Source organism: Caproiciproducens galactitolivorans, assembly GCF_029266045.1.
Taxonomy (GTDB): Bacteria; Bacillota; Clostridia; order Oscillospirales; family Acutalibacteraceae; genus Caproiciproducens; species Caproiciproducens galactitolivorans.
The window spans coordinates 1-18403 of record NZ_JAJUFJ010000013.1 but is presented as its reverse complement, the minus strand read 5'-3'; the positions used below and the strand labels follow the sequence as shown (position 1 = coordinate 18403).

The window sequence follows — 18403 nt, the reverse complement described above, 5'->3', positions numbered from 1 at the left end:
ATCCTTTATTTTTTGTAATAGAAGTCTTCACCCGGCAAACTACCTCCAACGGACTTCTTGTTGGCTGTGTAGAGAATATTTAAGAAATCAGGAATTTTTGTTTTCATTTCCTTGCCGTCCATATAGACAATATTGCAGCTTGGAATCGCCTTTTTCGCAACCGCCGCTGGCATAATCTGATATTTTTCCGACAGCGCGGCCGCTTCCTCTATATTGGAATTGGTAAACTCCGTCGACTGTTTATATTCGTCAAGGAATGTGTCAAAGGCCGCCTTATTCTTCTCCACAAAATCCTTGCGGACAATTAAGCAGCCCATCGTGAGCACACTTTTTCCACCGGACACGGTATCCCATTCTTTTGTCAAATCCAGCGAAGCCTTCACATTCTTGTTCTTCGCCATTACCTGTGAGACAAATGGTTGGGGCAGCAGGGCAATTTTTGCCTTTCCGGCGATAACCAGCGCAGCCAGCTCCGCATGCTCCGCTTTATACTCCACTTGAACGTCCTTGCCGACGGTCAACCCGTTTTGCTTCAGGATATAGTTAAACGCGTACTCCGGAACAGACCCCTGGCCGGAGGAATAAACCGTCTTGCCCTTTAAATCCTTTATGTTGTTGATGGTTTCCCCGTTCGTCAAGATAGACAAGACGCCGAGCGTGTTTACTGCGGCCATCTGGACTTTCCCGTTCGTTTTATTATATAGCACGGCCGCAAGATTGGTCGGCACCGCAGCCGCATCGACTTCGCCCTTAGAGATTTTCGACACGATTTCATCCGGTGAATTTACAAGTGTGAATTCATACGCTTCCGCTGCGGTTTTGGCATCGTTCTTGCTCATAAGCTGAAGCATGCCCAGCCCTGTCGGCCCTTTTAGTGTGGCAATTTTTATCGTTGTTTTCCGCGAGGCGGATTGTGTGCTGGAAGCAGGCTGGCTCGGTTCCGGCGCACTCGCTTGGCTAGAAGCAGTCGAAGACATACCCGTACAACCGGACAATACCGATGCTAACATACATACTGTCAAAGAAAATGCAGTTAATTTCTTCGTTAAATTCATTCTTTTCTCCTCTTAACACAAGCAAAAAGTATCTATTTCTTATTTTTAGAAAGAAACAAATGCCAATCGCTAGAAGGAGCACTGCTCACGCAGTGCTCCCTTTCAAAACATAAAGAAATTTTGAATTATTCGTGATCGCAGTAGTCGGAATCGCAACCACATTCGCAGCCGTCTTCGTCAAGATCGAATTCCAGCGACTCGCCACAATTCGGGCAATCCATCTGGCCGTCTTCAACGATATCCTCCGACAGGCATATGGTTTCATGGCAATTCGGACAGGTTACCTCATAATAGCATTCCCCGTCGTCGTCCTCATCATCATCGTCACTATAGAAATCGTCTTCCAAAGCTCCCAGATCTTCATCGACAGCATCAAGCTGATCTGTCATATCATCAAAGCTTTCTTGCATCTCCGCAATAGAAAGAGCCATGTCGTCAAGCAGGTCAATAATCGCATTAATCACCTTGACCTCTTTTTTGCTTTCATCAAGCTCCAGGCCCTCAGCCAGTCCGCGAATATAGGAGACCTTCTCTTTGTTTGTCATAATTATACCTCCTTATAAAGCTTGTTTATAACAAGCTTATTGTTGGTTACGCGCGCTCCATATATTCGCCTGTGCGCGTATCAATACGAATCATTTCGCCTTCCTCAATAAACAGAGGAACATTGATTTGCGCACCGGTTTCAACTGTAGCAGGCTTTAATGCGTTTGTTGCGGTGTTACCCTTGAAGCCGGGATCTGTTTTTGTAACTTTGAGTTCGACAAAATTCGGCGGCTCAACTCCAAAAACGTTGCCTTTATAGGAAAGAACCTTACAGATCATGTTTTCCTGAACAAATTTAAAGTTATCACTTAAAACGCTCTTGTTAATTGGAATCTGCTCGAAAGTTTCCGAGTCCATGAAATAATAAAGATCCCCGTCGTTGTAAAGATATTGCATATCTCTGCGCTCAATAAACGCGGTCGGATACTTATCATTCGGATTGAATGTTCTTTCCGTAACGCTTCCGGTAATCACATTCCTGATTTTTGTACGGACAAAAGCCGCGCCCTTACCCGGTTTAACATGCTGAAATTCAATAATAGATACAACGTTGCCGTCTAACTCAAAGGTAACGCCGTTTCGAAAATCACCTGCTGATATCATGATTTTATCCTCCAAACTAGTTTTTCCATCTCATATCTTATAATATTTCACATATTTTTTCAAGATATTTTTGCCCTACATAAGATCCTTCAGCGCAGCGAGCGCAAGAAAATAACTGTTTTTTCCAAATCCAGCAATCTGCCCGGCACACACTTCCGAAATTACGCTTTTATGGCGGAAATCTTCGCGCGCATAGATATTGCTCATATGTGTTTCCACAAAAGGAATCCGAACGCTTGCAATGGCATCCCGCAGCGCATAGCTGTAATGCGTCAAGGCCCCGGCGTTAATAACGACGCCATGATAAACCCCGCTTGCACTATGGATTTTGTCGATCAGATCGCCCTCATGATTGGACTGGTAAATGTCGCAGTCATAATTCAACTTTTTTGCATTTTCCACAATTTGAAGGTTAATGCTTTCCGCTGTTTCATCCCCATAAACACCCTTCTCACGCACACCGACCATATTCAGGTTTGGCCCGAGAAGAACAAGAACTCTTTTTTTGCCCATCCTGATTTCCCCTTATTCAAAGTATTCTTTCCCACGTTTCGTGGCTTTCACTATGTATCGGATCGGAGTTTCTAAAAAGCGGCGGATTGCAAAGGATATTGATTGTTCCTTACCCGTGGGGACAAGAAGAATTGATTTCATAAAGGACAGGTTCGCACCGATCACATCCGTAAAAACCTGATCCCCGACAACAACAACCTCGCTGTGTTTTACGCCCATTCTTCGTATTGCGCGATGATAGGCCAGTGGAAGGGGTTTCAAGGAAAGATACATGAACGGCAGCCCGTATTTTGCGGCAAAGGGCGCAACACGCCGTTTAAAATTGTTTGACATAATAATAATATCAATTCCATTTTCCAGCATGGTACGGGTCCATTCAATCGTTCCCTCAAACGGCTCCTGCGATCCATGAACGGCGAGCGTATTGTCCACATCCAGTATAATAGCCCTGGCTTTCATAGCGCGAATAAGCTCCGGAGTAATATCCAACACCTTATCCACAGCAGCGGTAGGCAAAAATAATGCCAAAGCAATACCTCCGTTTCGCAGAAATGAAAATCAAGCTAAAAAAGCGGGCAATCAAGCCCGCTTTTCCTATGACATTTGTTTTTCTGTCCCAGCTTACTTATACTTACGCTTGCGGGCTGCTTCGGATTTCTTCTTACGTCTAACGGAAGGCTTCTCATAAGCTTCTCTCTTACGAACCTCAGCAATGACTCCCGCTCTCGCGCACTGCTTCTTAAACCTTCTTAGGGCGCTGTCCAGAGACTCGTTGTCTTTAATTCTAATCTCAGCCATTTATCTTTTCCCTCCCATCCGCCATACGGCAGGGGTATTCGTGTAAGTCATATTACATAAAAATCATTATACATACTGTGCCGGAATATGTCAAGCCTAATCTGTTAAACTTTGCATAAGTTACTAAAAGTGTAGAATTTAGTATTGACATAAAAAAGGGAAAATGATAGAATATTAAACGCAACTTAAAACACTTAGATAGGGGTATAGCTCAGTTGGTAGAGCAGTGGTCTCCAAAACCACGTGCCGAGGGTTCAAGTCCTTCTGCCCCTGCCAATCCGGGCCCGCATAGATGCTGATTTCAGCGTCTATGCGGGCATTGTCTATGTTGTTGGTTAAATTATTTCAGCAAAGCAAAATAATTCGAGCAAAACAGTTAAATCAAAAGCAACGAAACACAAAATTTGCTTAATTTCGCTTATCACTTTATCTATCAGATCGTTAATAGCGTTTGGCGATTTGCCTTTCGGTCAAAATAGTTACCCCTGCTGTGCGGGGGTAACTATTTCCCTTTTTTTACAGATTTTCACAAAAATTTCAGCAATTACGCAATTTTCATTTTCCCCGAATTCTCTCTTTTCAAGTTGACTAAAAAAAGGAAATATAGTATATTAAGCAAATATTAAACATGTTTTAAACTCATTTTCGAGTGGTGATATTCATGCATAAGGAAAAAGTAATGCAGGTTCTTGTTCAGGCAGCAATACAGCTTTTAAATGAATCGGAAACACCGGAAGAAATAACTTCCCGGAAAATCGCCTCCAAAGCCGGTGTAAATGTCGCCATGATTAATTACTGTTTCCAATCCAAGGATGAGCTGTTAAAAACGGCAATCGACCAAATAATGCAGGATTCGGCCGGGGATATTTTTGCAGCGAGCAACACAAATATTCCCCCTTTGAACCGCCTGTGGAACATGCTCTGGGAAATTTGTGAGTTGGTCGTTAAATTCCGTCGTTTTACAAAAATCTACATCCCCTATCTTCTGCTGCAGAGCGAAATTGAAATACCTAACCATATTCTCCCAACCATCCGGGAATATTACGGGAACAAAAAAAGCGAAGCGGAATGCAGGATCATCGCCTATCAGCTGATCTCTTTTTTACAGCTCATTTTCTATCGTTCCGATTCCTTTTATCGTTACACGGGGATTCATCTTGAAAATCCGTCCGAGCGGAAGGTGCTTTTGGAAACAGAATTCAAACTACTTTTCAAAGAAGGAAACACAGATGAATGAACAAACAGAATACTTAAGTAGCGCGGTGGAAGGTATCATCCATCAGGCATTGAAAGCCTCCGTAAAGAACCCTCTGGAAAGCGCATTTATTGCAAAATTTATATTATCGCAGAGCGAGAACGCAAAAAAACGGCGGAAAGCGGAAGAAGCCGGGCACCATATCCCCCCTTTCCTGATTGCCAGCATTACATCGCAATGCAATTTACATTGCAAGGGCTGCTACGCCCGGGCAAACAACGCCTGCGGCGAAAATTTCAAACAAGAGGAGCTAACCACGGAACAATGGAAACAAATCTTTCGGGAAGCGTCGGAGCTGGGGATTTCCTTTATCCTTTTAGCCGGCGGAGAACCGCTGATGCGGACAGATGTTTTACAGCAGGCATCCCTGTTTCACAATATTATTTTTCCGGTTTTTACGAATGGAACGTTATTTGACCGAAAGGCGATCGGGCTTTTCGAATTCAGGCGGAATTTGATCCCCATTTTCAGTATGGAAGGTGATTCCGTTCAAACGGACAAGCGCAGGGGTAAAGGAATTTTCTCCCTTTTAAACGATTCGATCGAGCAAATGAAAAGAAAAGGGATTTTTTACGGCGTTTCCATCACCGTGACTTCCCAAAACCTGCAAACGGTCACAAGTGATGATTTTATAGCCTCCCTTTCCCGCAAGGACTGCAAACTGGTCTTATTCGTTGAATATGTCCCCGCACAGGAATCTACTGAATCGCTTACTCTAAGCGCCGAAGAGCGGGAACAGCTTGCCGCCAGCCAGAAGAAACTGAAAACGGCATTTGGAAAAATGGTTTTCTTGTCTTTCCCCGGGGATGAAAAATCCACCGGCGGCTGCCTTGCAGCGGGCAGAGGTTTTTTCCATATTAATGCTGCAGGCGGGGCGGAACCCTGTCCGTTTTCCCCCTTCTCCGACACCAGCCTGAAAGACCATTCGCTTATGGAAGCCCTACAATCCCCATTGTTTCAGAAATTGCAATCGGCAAACCTCTTACAGGCGGGCCACCTGGGCGGTTGTACCCTATTTGAGCAGCAGGACGCCATTAAAAATATCCTTAGTCTTGAAGCCTGATCCTATAACACTTTCATCCTAATACCCATCCCCCGCTTCGCCGGGGGATTTTTTATGACAAAGATAAGAGCCTGAAAAGCACCATTGAGTGATTTTCAGGCTCTCAACATTTATTCTATTTCTATTTCTGCTTCAGGAATAGAAATTTTAGACATCCGTAGTGACAAAGCCGATAATATGTCCACCGGCCGCCCCCAGGCGCTTAAAGGAATCCTTAAATTCCTGATAGGGCGTGGAACCATATTTTGCAACCATGATAACGGACCCGGCATGCGCCGCAATATTATCCGCGTCCGGATAACTCACTTCGGAAGGCGTATGGATAATTACATAATCAAATTGCTGTTCGAATTTTTTTGCAAGCGTTTTAAATTCATCGCAGAACAATAAGTCCGCCGGGTTCTGTGTCGCGTCAGCGCCGGAAACAAGGCTTAATCCGGTAATCGCGGTCTTTGTCACAGCCTGTTCCGCTGTGCAGGTCCCCTTCAAAACATCCGAAATGGTATGCTCCGGCTTGGTTTTCAGTATTTCCGTTATTCCGCTGTCACGCAGGTCCGCATCCATCAAAAGTACGGACTTCCCGGAAAAGCTCAGGGCGCGGGCAAGGCCCACCGCAACGGAAGCGGCGCCGTCGTGCTCGCAGACATCGGTAACAAGAAAACTCTTTTTGCCGGCGGCGTTGAATTCCACCGCAGCACGCAGCTTTCGGTAGCTGTCATCCTTTTTCGATTCCTCCTTGTCCTGCGGCACCGTACCCAGCAGCTTTGTATTTAAAGCCTCGCTTACATAATGGCTGTTGCGGATTGTCTTGTCGGTCAATATTTTCAGAATTCCATAGCAAACATACAAGATAAAGCCAATAATCAGTCCCAAAAAGCCGGCCTTAATCATTTGTGCCTTATAGGACTGGTGCTCCGCCGGAATCGCCTTGTCGCTGACAATAGCGGATAACTTCGGCGACGGGAAAGCGGCGGTCAACCTTTCCGAAAGAACCTGCGCAGCGGTATTCGCAACGCGGTCCGCAATATCTGCGTTCGGGGTGTTCGCCGTCAGCTTTACGACCGGTGCGGTATTCACCTGTGTAGCAGAAATCGAATTGATTTCTTTTTCGTCAATTCCAAGTTTTTGTGCGGTGTGCGTAATAATTTCCTTACCGGAAGCCATCGCGATCGCCGTCTGCACGCGGCTGTTTAAAATACTGGTATATTGGAGCCGGTAATCGGTTTTAGCATCCTCCGGCACCTCACAGGATATCACGATCGTCGTATCACAAGTATACACATGCTTTACAAATTTCAGCGGCATCAGGCCGAATACAATGCCGAACACAGCCACTACAATTAAAAATCGGAGCCTGGTTTTCTTAAAAAAGTCCATTACTTCTGAAAAACTTACGAATAATTCCATATGTTATCCTCCAAATAAAATTCTGTTTTATTTCATTGAAGCACCGGCAAATTCAAGAACCTGCTTCATAATTGTTTTCCAATCGTAGTTTTTTTCAGCAAATTCACGCTCTTTCTTTGCAATAGAGGCATCCTTCCTGCAGCGCTGGACAAATTCAACCACCTTATCCATATCGACAGGTGATTCGTCGTTCGGAAGGCGCAGGGCAAAGGGCGTATCGTCCCTCAGCTTTGCATCGTCATAGGCGTACAGGAACGGGAGAGCCGCTGCGCAGTATTCCCGCGCCTTTAAGGATGAACAGCGCGTCAGCCCCCTGCGGTAGCACCCCAGCGAGGAAGCGCCGACATCTACTGTTTTGTAAATATCGGAAAGCTCTTTTCCTTTTTTAAATCCGCAAAAGGTAACGTCATCGGACAAGCCCAGTTTTTCCACCAACGCGTGGAATTCGGGCATCTCCGTCTTATCCCCGCCGACCAGCACAAATTTCAGCGCCAGATCGTCGGTATGCTTCTGTTTGTATATGCTCATGCCTTGTAAAATCCGGTCATAGCCCTGCCACCAGAGCGTACCGGCCACTCCGAGGATCGCAATATCCTTGGCGGTGTCCGCACAATGTGGAATCGGTTCAATCCGATCAATATTAATCCCGTTGTCGCCGTTCATGGCTTTTACCCCAAAGAAGGAATCCGCCTTGTTTCCGTACAGTACAACCGCGTCAATATACTTCTTCAGCTCTTTGCCAGACAGCCGGTCGTCCAGCACCGTCACCGCAACCTTTGCCGCCGTTTTGACTTTCCCACCCAGCGACTTGGCATACTTTATATTGCGTACATAATCCGCCAAATAAGGATAATTCGGGATTTCCACCACGATGGTTTTCACATGATTCGCCCGTGCGGTTTTACAGATTCGAATCACATCGAAGCTGATACGGTCGAGCCGCATATATAAAACATCAAACGGATGCCTGCCGATATATTCATTCGCAATGGCAGCCATCTGTTTCATAAGCCTTTTTGCCGGGTCAAGCGGTTTTTCAAAGGAATCCGCACCAAAGAAACGAAAACGGCTGTTCTGCCACATGGAACAGGTTACCCGATAACCCAGCTTTTCGAACGCGCTGATTTGGCCTTCAATCTTATTTTTTACGCCCAAATACAGCGGAGCATCCTCCTGAAAAGTGAGATACATCAAATCCATTGACTGATCTCCTTATAAAATTTTTCGTAATTTCGCTGCGCATTAAATTTTTCATTCCACAACTTGCGCGCGTTTTGGCAAAGCCGCGCGTATTCCCCGTTGGGAAGCTCCTTTAACGCGCGCAGGCGCGACAGGAGCATTTCCGGGGAAAAGTCCGCCGGCAAAATATACCCGTTTTCGCCAGTTATGACCGCTTCCCCTGTGCCGCCGACATCCGTTGCAATCACCGGTACGCCGAACGAACTGATCTCCATAATAGAAACCGGAATACCTTCGCTGGCACTGACGTTCACAAAGGCGGAAATCGCGGTGGTTTTATAATAATCCATAATGGAGGCATTATCCATCTGCCCCTTCCATTCCGTTTGGACGCAGGAGGGAAGCCTGGAAGCCATTGCCCTTATCTCATCGTTGAGTGGCCCGGATCCAATATGCGTCCACAAAATGGGGAAATCCGCCTTTTGAAGCGCTTCAACAATTAAGTGAAGGCGTTTGACCGGCACCATAAAAGAGCAGGAAACAATGTGGAAACCGTTTTCCCTACTGCCGTAGTTTTCTCCGTGATCAGAGGTTCCCAAAAAGGCGGGACGGATTTTTTCGGCATACTGCGGAAACTGGCCGCGAATATACTCTGTACCGGAAGCCGAACAGGGCAGGACGCGGTCAATATGGCTCAAAATAAATTCCCGCATCGGAATATAATTATATTTCGCAAATTCGTTGTATATATCAAAACGATGGGCGCGGGAAATCTGCAGCACCTTTTTCCCCTGGCGCTTCAAATCCTTCGCGAGCAGCACGCCGGCTGCTGCGGCGTCGAACAGCCAATAGCTGTAAATGGTCACTTCATCCGCGGCACGAAGCTCCTCGATCTTGGAGAGCGCACCGTAAATTTCAAACGCGCGTTTCATAAAGTAAAGCATTTCGTGCGCTTTCGCGGCGGTAAACGAGCCGGATTTCCATAAATGGTTCAGCTCGCACCATATATAGGGCTTGCACAAAAGCGAGGCGTACGCGCCCTTACCGCTGTCGCTTATTTTCAGAGAATAACAGGATATGGAATCCGGCAGTTTTTTCGTGACTGCGGAATCCTTTTTTAAGTTACAAGGGCATACAAGCACTTTATCAAAGCCTTTGATATAATTTACTTCATTGAGTAAAAATTCTTCGCCGTTGTCATACGGAAAAGAAGTCGTAAGTAAAAGCAGCAGTTTCAAATTCGTTCCTCCAGTACAAGAGGGTCGGGAACATCCCTATGCGTCCGCCGGACATGCGTTCCCTTTGCGATAAACAGCGCCGCTAGATAAATCGCAGCATAGAAACAGATATACGTGATATTGAACACATCGGTAACCCATAAAAACGCAAAATTACGCGGGATATACACGAAGCTCTTAACGGCAAGCAAACCGCAGGTGATAACAACCCAGTTGTGCGTTAATAAAGAAGCAAAAAAGCGGAAGATCAGCCCGATCATTGCACTGACGAAAATAACGCCCAGAATACCGTAAGCAACATACGCCTCCGCCACATAGGAGGTACCGAAGCCGCCGCCGGAAAGATAACGGTCCGGATCGACCATATAGGTTAACGCATGACCAAAATTATGCGTTGTCTGGACGAATTCGGAATTCTGCACTTCGATAATCGGAGTAAACCCGAACAACGTGCGGGTAACAACATTATTGTGTACGAACAGCTCGAAAGGATAAAACAAATACAAATAGGTCGTAGACGGGTTAAACGATTGGATATGGTTCACGGTCTGTACGATCACACGGAAGCTCGCTCCCTGGGAATCAATAAAGCTGACCAGCATTTCGCCCAGCCCGCGGTGGGTATCTTCAGCCCCTGAACGAACCAGCGCCAACATCTGCAGAAAGTACATGGCAATTATGCCAAATACCCCGACATAGGCTACCATTCTCTTTTTTATAACCCGCTTGCCTTTTTCCAAAAGGGAATCGCGCATTACAAAGTAAAAGGTAAGCATCAGCGCTTCGCAGACAATGGTATTCCGTCTGCCCGTAAAGAGGGACGCCAGCATATAAACGCTGTACACCGCAAGCGGCAGTTTCATCTGCTTCTTGTTCGGCAGGGTCGCAAGGAAAACCGCAAAAGCAGGGACAAAAAACATGGAAAGCCGGCTGATAATGGACGGTACATCCGATGTATTTGTAAAGGATTGCAGGTAACCATGCCTTACAACGTCCAGCGCCGTTTTAAATAGAATATAAAGGAATGGAACCGAGCTGATATACAGCACAATTGTACTGAGCCGGCGGATAAGGGGGAGCAAATGGTCTTTATAAACCGCTTTCGTGTGGAGCTTCTCGATTGCGGACTCGCGTTTGTGAAAAATCGGCCCTGCCAGCCGGTAGGCAAAATAAACGCAGAACAAAGAAAGAGCCACCAGTTGCAGCGACTGAAACAGCTTCGAGAAATCGTCCGCTTCCAAAAGAAGAAGAAGCTTATGATGATACCCAAACCAAGAGGTATACACACGCCCCATAAGCAGGACGTTATAAGTGAGAAGAAAGATCAGTAACGCAAAATCACGCCTGACGTTGCGAATCAAACTGGCGGCAATTGCAATATTTAAAGAAATGATGGCAAAAAACAAAACGTCAACCGCGGTTTTCCAAAAATCCCCGCCCAATACGGTTAAAAAATTGGCGGCTAACATCAATAGAATTGTTATACCGAAAAGGATTGTATCTCGTAATAAATCCTCTGATTTCACTTTTATCATTGGCACACTTCCCTAACGTACTTGTCCCATATTATAGCACGGATTCCATTCGTTTGCCATTAAAATTTGACTTGAGAGAATCTACTAAACCGGAATCCGGTGTTACGTAGATGGTTTTATAATTCACGTAGATGACCATTCCGGGTTTCGCCCCCTGCGGCTTGCTGACATGGCGAACCTCAGTATAATCCACCGGGACCTTGGAGGATTCTTTCCCCCTGCTGTAAAAAGCCGCCAGATTCGCCGCTTCGAAGATCGCGGTTTCGGTCACATCGCGCCCCTGCGTTACAATAATGGTATGCGATCCTGGTATGTTCTTGGTATGAAGCCAGATATCGTTTTTATTGGCCTGTTTTAATGTAAGGCGATCGTTTTGGCGGTTATTGCGCCCAACCAGAATCAGGAAGCCGTCGGAGGACGCAAACTCCATCGGCCCCATGGACGCGAGCTGTTTCTGGCGGCCTTTCGACGCGCGGATGTAGCCCTGCTCGGTCAGTTCCTCCCGAATTTCGGACAAATCCCGTTCCGTTGCCGCACGGCTAAGCTCATCAAATACCGTGTCAAGATATTCCAGCTCCTGCTGTGCCTGCTGGATTTGAACCGCAAGCATTTTTTCCGCTGTGCTGGCTTTGTGGTACTCCTTATAATATTTTTGCGCATTTTGCGACGGGGAAAGCGCAGGATTCAGCTTGATTTTTACAAGCGGCAGATCTTCCTCATAAAAATTCTGCAATTCGACGAAACTGGCCCCCTTAGGGATTGTATATAAATTGGCGCTGAGAATATCGCCGTAAATACGCAATGTGTCCCGCTCCGCGCAGCGCGACAGCTCCGCGCGCTGAAGATTGATTTTCCGGCTGAGCCGTTCCGAAGCCGTCGTTAAAACGCGCAGCAAATCCTGGGAACGCACCCGCATACGGTCAATGCGATCCCTTTCCGTATAAAAAGCATCCAACAGCTCGGAAAAGCGCGTATACGATTTTACCACAGCGGTCAGGCCATATTGCTCGATATTGAAAAAAGAAAAATCAATCGGCTTCTGCGCCGGGCTGACCACCATATAAGGCTTCCCATCCCTGTTTTTCACCGTTTCGGCCATTCTTCCAAGGAAGTAAAAGAGTCGTTCGCGCTGCTCCGCCGTCATTGTTTTGGCGGTAACGTCACTACCCCGCCCGGTCAAATAGGCAAGTTCTCGGCAGACTATCGGCGAAAGGCCCTGCAAATGATTCAGCAGCGCCTTGGAAAGCTCCATATCGGACGGAATGCTCTGTAATCCGTCCTCAATTTCCCGCATGGAAGCCTGTAAAAGGCAAAGCTTGTTCTGCGGCGGGGGAAGCTGATAGGTTAACCCCGGAAGGACAAGGCGTTCGGAAGACATTTCCGCATCCACACGCTTTAAAGCGTCAATGATTTTTCCGTTCTCATCCACAAAAATAATATTGCTGTAACGCCCCATGATTTCCATGACCAGCGTCAGGCGGACCGGGTCACCCAACTCGTTGACCGCGTCAAAATCCAGGCACAGCAGCCGTTCCAATCCCGGCTGGCGAACCTCCGCAAGGCGTGCCCCCAGCAGGCGTTTGCGCAAAAGCATGCAGAGCATCGGCGGGGACTTCGGATTTTCCGGCACGTATTGCGTAAAGTGAATCCGTGCGCTGTTCGCCCTTGCGGACATCAGAAGCTTCATGGTATCACTTCGGGTGCGGAAGGTTAAAACCATTTCTTCCCTGTTCGGCTGATAAATTTTATCCAGCTTCGCGCCGAGAGCCGCTTCTTCTATTTCTTTTTTTATATGTCTTAAAAAAGCTCCGTCAAGAGCCATTTAAATTCCTCCTGTACGGGTACATCCGATGGTTTTTGCCGGGCTATGCATCCGCTTTGATTTCGCAAACCGGACTTGAGGAAATTGTTTTTGCAGCTTTTCCATGAGAGGCTCGATCACGACATCCTCCGTGTAAAAATGGCCCGCGTCCACCATAGTCACCCTCATATTTTCGGCATCCAGCAAAATATTATGCTTGCTTTCGCCGGTAACAAAAGCCTGGCAGCCGTATTCCGCCGCATCATAAACCAAATCGGCACCGCCGCCGCTGCAAAGCCCTACTTTTGAAACGGCCCGTCCTCCGTCCGTATAGCGAAGCCCGTCACAGCCGAGTGCGTCCCTGACAAATTCGGCAAACGCCCGGGGGGAATATTCCCGCTCCGTTTCCCCAACTAAGCCTTCCGGCAGACCCGTATTTCCATATTCCTTCAGCATATGGATGTTTTTCAGTCCCAGCCGTTTCGCAAGGCAGGTATTGACCCCTTCCGCAGCCATGTCAAGGTTGGTATGGGCACAGATTGCCGCAATGTCATATTTGGCAAGCAGATACGGCGCGGTATCCGTATCGATACGCTTCAGAGGACGGAAGATGACCGGATGGTGGCTGATGATCAGATCAGCCTGCACTTCTTTGGCTTCCCGGACGACCGCAGGGGTAATGTCCAAAGAAAGAAGCGCCGATTGAACCGACATATTACGCCCGCCTACCAGCAGGCCGGGATTATCAAAGTCCATTGCCGTATGAAACGGCGCCATGCCGTCGATAAAATCGTATATGTCCCCCACGAAAATCATTGCTGTTCCCCCTTGTCCGCGATTTCTCGAATCTGGCGGATGATTTCGATTAATTCATCTGCATCCTTATTTTTGCCGGAGAGACAAAGCCCGCGTGTTTTTTTTTCTAAGCCTGCAACCAGCCGATACATGTATTCCCGGTTGTCCGCAGTTTTGGCGTCAAGTTTGCCAATATAAGGATACAGTTCACCGGTAGCTACTTCCTGCGGCTGATACTGCGCAAGTATAACGGTATACACGTGATTTTCCTCCATAACCGCCTGTTCCCGCAGGATGGCAAAGCCCTGCTCCGACAAAAAGCAGCGAAGCGGGAGGATCGAGGTCATCGGCTGCAAAATCAGCCTTCTCTGCCCTTCCTTTACCCATGGCGCAGCGGAGAGGATCTGTTTGATCAGCTCGCCGCCCATCCCCGCCATTACGATATCCTCCGCTTCATTCGGAAGGATCGCTTTCAGGCCGTCCGACAGGCGGGTGGTAACGATATCCTGCACACGGTACCGGATGATATTCACCCTTGCTGTCTGCAGCGGCCCGGGCCGGACGTCAGAGGCAACCGCCTTTGAAATGCGCCCCTGTTTTGCAAGCCAAATCGGAAGATAGGCGTGATCCGTTCCGACATCCGCCAAAGCGGTTTGGTCGCGCACCATGGAAGCGCAAAGCTGCAGCCTTCCGCCAAGAGTAAATAAGGGATGCAAACCCACAGATGTAACCTCCTATTAAAGCACTTAAAATTCAATTCAAAACGAATTGCCGCCCGGCAATTTTGATTGACGGACGGCCATATTCATACATTAAATAAAATTTCCGGATATTGCAAAGCAAGGATTACTTAGAAGCGATATGCGCGTTCAGCTTTTCCACCATCTCATTTACATCCACGCCATGCACCATGCAGGCCTGCTCCAAAGTTTCCCCGCGGGAAGAAGGGCAACCAAGGCAATGCATGCCCATTTCCAGAAAGAACGGTGCCGTAGTTTTGTCAATATCAAGAATATCTCCGATAATTGTATCCTTTGTTATAACTGCCATAACTTTAATCCTCCAGCATTCTGCATATTTTTCATGTCTATTATAATACCCGCGCCGCGGCAATGCAATACGGCAATGCAATACATTTCTATTTTCTACAAAAAATACCCCGGATTTCCATCCGGGGTACCCTGGTCTTGAATAAGAAATATATGCTTATTCTTCCCTCATCTTTGCAAAGCACTCGCTGCAATATACAGGACGGTCTTCACGCGGCTTAAAGGGGACCTTTGCTTCTTTGCCACAGCTTGCGCAGATGGCTGTGAACATCTCGCGCTCCGGCTTAGCGGCATTCTTACGAGCATCGCGGCAGGCCTTGCATCTCTGCGGCTCATTTACAAAGCCTTTGGAAGCATAGAATTCCTGCTCACCGGCGGTGAATACAAATTCAGCGCCACATTCTTTGCAGATGAGAGTCTTGTCTTCGTACATTTAATTTACCTCGCTTTGGATAAAGATATTTGCCCATAGACGGATTCGCACCGACGCCTTTGATTACCAACGCTCTACTTAAGCTACCTGGGCATATTTAGTTTTTACTAAAGCAGTTGTTTTAATTTTAGACGAACTCGCTGTAAAGCATTATCAACCGCCTTAGAGGTCACCCCGAGTTTTTCAGCGATTTGGCCATAGCTACAACCGCCTAAATAAAGCATCAGAACCTGCTGTTCCAATTTGGAAAGCAATTGTCTAATATACTGCTGCGTTGCCTTGAAACTTTCGCTGTCCATCAGCAACGTTTCCGGGTCCATGGCACAGTTCGATATATCCACGTGCGCTCCGTCGTCGTTTAGAGAAACCGAATTATGAAGAGGCAAATTCTTTCGTCCAGATGTACGATACGCCATAATGATTCGATTTTGAATACAAACACCGGCATACGTTCTGAAACCGGCTTTTCCGGACGCGTCATATGTACGCGCCGCATTTAAAAGGCCCATTAATCCTTCCTGATACAAATCATCCGCTTCAAGCATTGTACTGCAAAATGGAGCCGCCTTCGCCCGAATTAACGACATGTAACGCGCGGTCAGTTCAACAAAAGCATCTGAATTCCCATCGCTCACAAGGCTAACAAGCTGATCGTCAGTACAATCTGCCATCTCATTACAATGGTCATGAACAACCAAGCCCAACACCTCATGGCAACATGAAATTAAAAGCTGTATATATCATACAGCATTCCGACGATTAAGTCAATAAATATTTTGCTTTTGGAGCTAAATATTTGTTTTATTTTATAAAAATATATTTTAAAGCCATTATTTTTTTAACAAGTTCTCTATTTTTTTCCATCATTTTCACTCGGTAAAGGCATAGGCTGCATTAACGCGGCGCGTGTAATGGACGCCTTTCCGAATTTATCGCGCAGGGCATCCAACTGCTTTTCCAGCCGTTCGTTTCTTTCCTTCTCGAGGATATTCTCAAAGAGGGACGTTTGCTGCATTTCCGAATCGGGAACCAAAGCAAAGCCACTAAGCCCCAGCGCACGAACCGGGGCTTTCCAGGGATAATTTTTCCGGAAAAGATCCTTCGCGGCGTACGCCAGATCCATGGTAAGGCGTGTCGGGGTCGGAAAATGCATCTGGTGCTGTGTAACATGCAAACGATTGTCTTTCACAGAAAGCTGGAGCCCCAAAGCAATCACACCGGCGTCGCGCATGCGGCAAGATATTTTTTCCGACAGATGCAAAAGCACCGGCCAGACTTCCTCCATATCAAACAAATCGTGGACACAGGTAACGCTGTTCCCTATGCTTTTGGGCGGCGGATCCGCGTCGGCTGCCAAAACCTCGGATTGGTTAAGGCCGTTTGCATTCCGCCACATGTCTTCTCCCGCTTTCCCGAAAATGGAAACCGCCTGCTTCAAATCTAGTGCCGCAAGATCGCCGATTGTCCGTACCCCCAGCCCGTTCAAACGCTTGCTCGTTATTTTCCCTACGCCCAGCATAGCGTCAACAGGCAGAGGCCATATTTTTTCCTTAAAATTCTCACGGCTGATTTCCGTTACGGCATCCGGCTTTTTCAGATCGCTCCCTAATTTTGCAAACACTTTGTTGAAGCTTACGCCGATGGAAACCGTCAAACCGGCTTCCGCTTTTGTCCGCGCCCGGATTTCCTCGGCGATATCCATCCCGCTGCCGAAAAGCCGGGTGCTTCCGGTAACGTCCAGCCAGCACTCGTCAATTCCAAAGGATTCCACCTGATTCGTATAACAAAGGTAAATTTGTTTGATAAAATTAGAAAAATAATAATACCGATTAAAATGAGGCGGAACAATAAAAAGATCGGGGCATTTCCTTTTTGCTTGCCAAACCGTTTCGGCCGTTTTTATGCCGAACCGCTTTGCGCATTCATTTTTCGCAAGGACAATCCCGTGGCGGTCTTCCACACTACCGCATACCGCAACAGGGCGTTCTTTCAGTTCGGGATGATCCCTGCATTCAACGGAAGCAAAAAAATTATTCAGATCGCAGTGCAGGATTATCCGTTCCACCTTTCCGCCTCCTTGTATAATGTATTTGGGTTTTAAAGGGTACCCATAACCCTTGAAAGCATGGCCATTATGGGAGATAATAGCCGTATGGGAAAGAGTGGCGTCGTGTGCCTCCTTGGGCCGTGGGCTCGTGATTGAAAGACTGACGCCTCTCTTTCATTTTTTAATTATACACCAGAACTTATGTTCTGTAAATAAGAAAATTTTATTCTTCATTCACATAAATTTGCGATTACAATTCGAAGATAGTATAATGTTATTATTCGATATTAGGAGGAAAGGCAATGGTATCTCGTTCTTTCAGCATGGGGCTGTACGGCATGGACGCTTTTGTCGTCACGGTGGAAGCGGATGTAAGCGTCGGATTGCCCGGTTTCGACGTAGTGGGCCTTCCGGACGCCGCGGTAAGAGAGTCGCGCGACCGGGTGCGTTCCGCCATGAAAAACTGCGGCTTCGCGTTTCCCGTACATAAAATAACGGTGAACCTTGCACCGGCAGACAAGCGCAAAGAAGGGCCGATTTACGACTTGCCGCTTTTTATAGCCCTTATGCAGGCCAGCGGGCAACTTGGAGCGGATTTAGAGGACAGCGTATTTATCGGGGAACTCTCCTTAAACGGTGAGGCCCGGCCCGTACGCGGAATCCTTCCTATGGCAATACAGGCGCAGAAAAGCGGTTTCCACAAGCTGTATATTCCCGCGTCCAATGCCCCCGAAGGCGTTGTTGTTGAAGGAATTACTGTCTACCCCGTAAAGGATTTGCCCTCCCTGATCCGGCACCTGACCGGGCAGGAAAAGATCCTTCCCGCCGGTAAAAATACGGATACCCCTTTCGCCTCCGCCCCACTCCCGGATTTTTCGGAAGTACGCGGACAGTTTGAAGCTAAGCGCGCGCTGGAAATAGCGGCTGCGGGCGGACACAATATCCTTATTTTATAGTACATTACCAAGTAGGTACAAACCAAGCAAAATCAAGGCTTTTAAATAATATAATAAAGCCAGTAACAACATATTTTATGACCGCCAGCTAAAAATGCAGCAGTTAGCTTTATTAGTATGTTTATACTTA

20 protein-coding genes and 1 tRNA gene are annotated in these 18403 nt (G+C 47.1%); 4 read left to right on the top strand and 17 right to left on the bottom strand.

The window, feature by feature from the left end:
* Positions 1–5: 5 nt before the first annotated feature.
* The 6 genes from P9B68_RS09655 to rpsU form a co-directional block, all read right to left on the bottom strand.
* Positions 6–1055 carry an ABC transporter substrate-binding protein gene (locus P9B68_RS09655; RefSeq protein ID WP_277668934.1) on the bottom strand — a complete coding sequence of 350 codons (1050 nt, stop codon included), beginning with the start codon at positions 1053–1055 and terminating at the stop codon, positions 6–8.
* A 125-nt stretch (positions 1056–1180) separates the two neighbouring features.
* Positions 1181–1600 (bottom strand): CD1247 N-terminal domain-containing protein, encoded by a 420-nt coding sequence (locus P9B68_RS09650; protein ID WP_135661076.1) that lies wholly within the window; start codon positions 1598–1600, stop codon positions 1181–1183.
* 46 nt (positions 1601–1646) lie between these two features.
* Entirely contained in the window at positions 1647–2204 is a 558-nt protein-coding gene (efp, locus tag P9B68_RS09645; protein WP_135661074.1) for an elongation factor P, read from the bottom strand.
* 75 nt (positions 2205–2279) lie between these two features.
* On the bottom strand, positions 2280–2717 hold the full coding sequence (gene aroQ, locus P9B68_RS09640; protein ID WP_135661072.1) for a type II 3-dehydroquinate dehydratase: 438 nt from the start codon (positions 2715–2717) through the stop codon (positions 2280–2282).
* 12 nt (positions 2718–2729) lie between these two features.
* On the bottom strand, positions 2730–3245 hold the full coding sequence (locus tag P9B68_RS09635; protein ID WP_277668933.1) for a YqeG family HAD IIIA-type phosphatase: 516 nt from the start codon (positions 3243–3245) through the stop codon (positions 2730–2732).
* 93 nt (positions 3246–3338) lie between these two features.
* Positions 3339–3515 carry a 30S ribosomal protein S21 gene (rpsU, locus tag P9B68_RS09630; protein WP_135661068.1) on the bottom strand — a complete coding sequence of 59 codons (177 nt, stop codon included), beginning with the start codon at positions 3513–3515 and terminating at the stop codon, positions 3339–3341.
* A 200-nt stretch (positions 3516–3715) separates the two neighbouring features.
* On the opposite strand from rpsU, the gene P9B68_RS09625 reads away from it, so the two are divergent.
* The 3 genes from P9B68_RS09625 to P9B68_RS09615 all read left to right on the top strand — a co-directional run bounded on the left by P9B68_RS09625 (position 3716) and on the right by P9B68_RS09615 (position 5833).
* Positions 3716–3791, top strand: a tRNA-Trp gene (locus P9B68_RS09625).
* Positions 3792–4176: 385 nt separating this feature from the next.
* Complete coding sequence (locus P9B68_RS09620) at positions 4177–4752, top strand: TetR/AcrR family transcriptional regulator (protein WP_135659644.1); 576 nt, start codon at positions 4177–4179, stop codon at positions 4750–4752.
* Positions 4745–5833: a radical SAM protein gene (locus tag P9B68_RS09615; protein WP_135659646.1), complete on the top strand. Its 1089-nt coding sequence runs from the start codon at positions 4745–4747 to the stop codon at positions 5831–5833. Before P9B68_RS09620 ends, P9B68_RS09615 begins: the two co-directional genes overlap by 8 nt.
* 147 nt (positions 5834–5980) lie before the next feature.
* Here the strand turns inward: P9B68_RS09615 and P9B68_RS09610 are convergent, their stop codons facing one another.
* From P9B68_RS09610 to dinB, 11 genes are all read right to left on the bottom strand, one after another.
* Positions 5981–7240: a tyrosine-protein kinase domain-containing protein gene (locus P9B68_RS09610; RefSeq protein WP_277668932.1), complete on the bottom strand. Its 1260-nt coding sequence runs from the start codon at positions 7238–7240 to the stop codon at positions 5981–5983.
* A 27-nt stretch (positions 7241–7267) separates the two neighbouring features.
* A complete protein-coding gene (locus tag P9B68_RS09605; RefSeq protein WP_135659650.1) occupies positions 7268–8440 on the bottom strand; it encodes a glycosyltransferase in 1173 nt (390 codons plus the stop codon).
* Positions 8431–9657, bottom strand: coding sequence for a glycosyltransferase (locus P9B68_RS09600; RefSeq protein WP_135659652.1), 1227 nt, complete (start codon positions 9655–9657; stop codon positions 8431–8433). The genes P9B68_RS09605 and P9B68_RS09600 overlap by 10 nt, the downstream gene beginning before the upstream one ends.
* A complete protein-coding gene (locus tag P9B68_RS09595) occupies positions 9654–11192 on the bottom strand; it encodes an O-antigen polysaccharide polymerase Wzy family protein (protein WP_277668931.1) in 1539 nt (512 codons plus the stop codon). The genes P9B68_RS09600 and P9B68_RS09595 overlap by 4 nt, the downstream gene beginning before the upstream one ends.
* Positions 11193–11223: 31 nt before the next feature.
* Positions 11224–13014, bottom strand: coding sequence for an Rqc2 family fibronectin-binding protein (locus P9B68_RS09590; protein WP_277668930.1), 1791 nt, complete (start codon positions 13012–13014; stop codon positions 11224–11226).
* A complete protein-coding gene (locus tag P9B68_RS09585) occupies positions 13015–13809 on the bottom strand; it encodes a Nif3-like dinuclear metal center hexameric protein (RefSeq protein WP_135659658.1) in 795 nt (264 codons plus the stop codon).
* Positions 13806–14510 (bottom strand): class I SAM-dependent methyltransferase, encoded by a 705-nt coding sequence (locus P9B68_RS09580; protein WP_243112990.1) that lies wholly within the window; start codon positions 14508–14510, stop codon positions 13806–13808. Before P9B68_RS09580 ends, P9B68_RS09585 begins: the two co-directional genes overlap by 4 nt.
* Positions 14511–14634: 124 nt before the next feature.
* Positions 14635–14838, bottom strand: a complete 204-nt coding sequence (locus P9B68_RS09575) for a DUF1858 domain-containing protein (RefSeq protein ID WP_135659660.1) — start codon at positions 14836–14838, stop codon at positions 14635–14637.
* A 156-nt stretch (positions 14839–14994) separates the two neighbouring features.
* Entirely contained in the window at positions 14995–15270 is a 276-nt protein-coding gene (locus P9B68_RS09570; RefSeq protein WP_135659662.1) for a zinc-ribbon domain containing protein, read from the bottom strand.
* Between the two features lie 107 nt (positions 15271–15377).
* On the bottom strand, positions 15378–15968 hold the full coding sequence (locus P9B68_RS09565) for a sigma-70 family RNA polymerase sigma factor (RefSeq protein ID WP_243112991.1): 591 nt from the start codon (positions 15966–15968) through the stop codon (positions 15378–15380).
* A gap of 152 nt (positions 15969–16120) precedes the next feature.
* Complete coding sequence (gene dinB / locus P9B68_RS09560; protein ID WP_135659664.1) at positions 16121–17335, bottom strand: DNA polymerase IV; 1215 nt, start codon at positions 17333–17335, stop codon at positions 16121–16123.
* A 284-nt stretch (positions 17336–17619) separates the two neighbouring features.
* On the opposite strand from dinB, the gene P9B68_RS09555 reads away from it, so the two are divergent.
* Complete coding sequence (locus tag P9B68_RS09555) at positions 17620–18273, top strand: magnesium chelatase domain-containing protein (protein WP_277668929.1); 654 nt, start codon at positions 17620–17622, stop codon at positions 18271–18273.
* Positions 18274–18403 lie beyond the last annotated feature (130 nt).

Excerpts from the sequence above, each read along its gene's own strand:
- P9B68_RS09655 (WP_277668934.1), bottom strand. The coding sequence starts at position 1,055 with ATGAATTTAACGAAGAAATTAACTGCATTTTCTTTGACAGTATGTATG.
- P9B68_RS09650 (WP_135661076.1), bottom strand. The coding sequence starts at position 1,600 with ATGACAAACAAAGAGAAGGTCTCCTATATTCGCGGACTGGCTGAGGGC.
- efp (WP_135661074.1), bottom strand. The coding sequence starts at position 2,204 with ATGATATCAGCAGGTGATTTTCGAAACGGCGTTACCTTTGAGTTAGAC.
- aroQ (WP_135661072.1), bottom strand. The coding sequence starts at position 2,717 with ATGGGCAAAAAAAGAGTTCTTGTTCTTCTCGGGCCAAACCTGAATATG.
- rpsU (WP_135661068.1), bottom strand. The coding sequence starts at position 3,515 with ATGGCTGAGATTAGAATTAAAGACAACGAGTCTCTGGACAGCGCCCTA.
- P9B68_RS09620 (WP_135659644.1), top strand. The coding sequence starts at position 4,177 with ATGCATAAGGAAAAAGTAATGCAGGTTCTTGTTCAGGCAGCAATACAG.
- P9B68_RS09615 (WP_135659646.1), top strand. The coding sequence starts at position 4,745 with ATGAATGAACAAACAGAATACTTAAGTAGCGCGGTGGAAGGTATCATC.
- P9B68_RS09610 (WP_277668932.1), bottom strand. The coding sequence starts at position 7,240 with ATGGAATTATTCGTAAGTTTTTCAGAAGTAATGGACTTTTTTAAGAAA.
- P9B68_RS09605 (WP_135659650.1), bottom strand. The coding sequence starts at position 8,440 with ATGGATTTGATGTATCTCACTTTTCAGGAGGATGCTCCGCTGTATTTG.
- P9B68_RS09595 (WP_277668931.1), bottom strand. The coding sequence starts at position 11,192 with ATGATAAAAGTGAAATCAGAGGATTTATTACGAGATACAATCCTTTTC.
- P9B68_RS09590 (WP_277668930.1), bottom strand. The coding sequence starts at position 13,014 with ATGGCTCTTGACGGAGCTTTTTTAAGACATATAAAAAAAGAAATAGAA.
- P9B68_RS09585 (WP_135659658.1), bottom strand. The coding sequence starts at position 13,809 with ATGATTTTCGTGGGGGACATATACGATTTTATCGACGGCATGGCGCCG.
- P9B68_RS09575 (WP_135659660.1), bottom strand. The coding sequence starts at position 14,838 with ATGGCAGTTATAACAAAGGATACAATTATCGGAGATATTCTTGATATT.
- P9B68_RS09570 (WP_135659662.1), bottom strand. The coding sequence starts at position 15,270 with ATGTACGAAGACAAGACTCTCATCTGCAAAGAATGTGGCGCTGAATTT.
- P9B68_RS09555 (WP_277668929.1), top strand. The coding sequence starts at position 17,620 with ATGGTATCTCGTTCTTTCAGCATGGGGCTGTACGGCATGGACGCTTTT.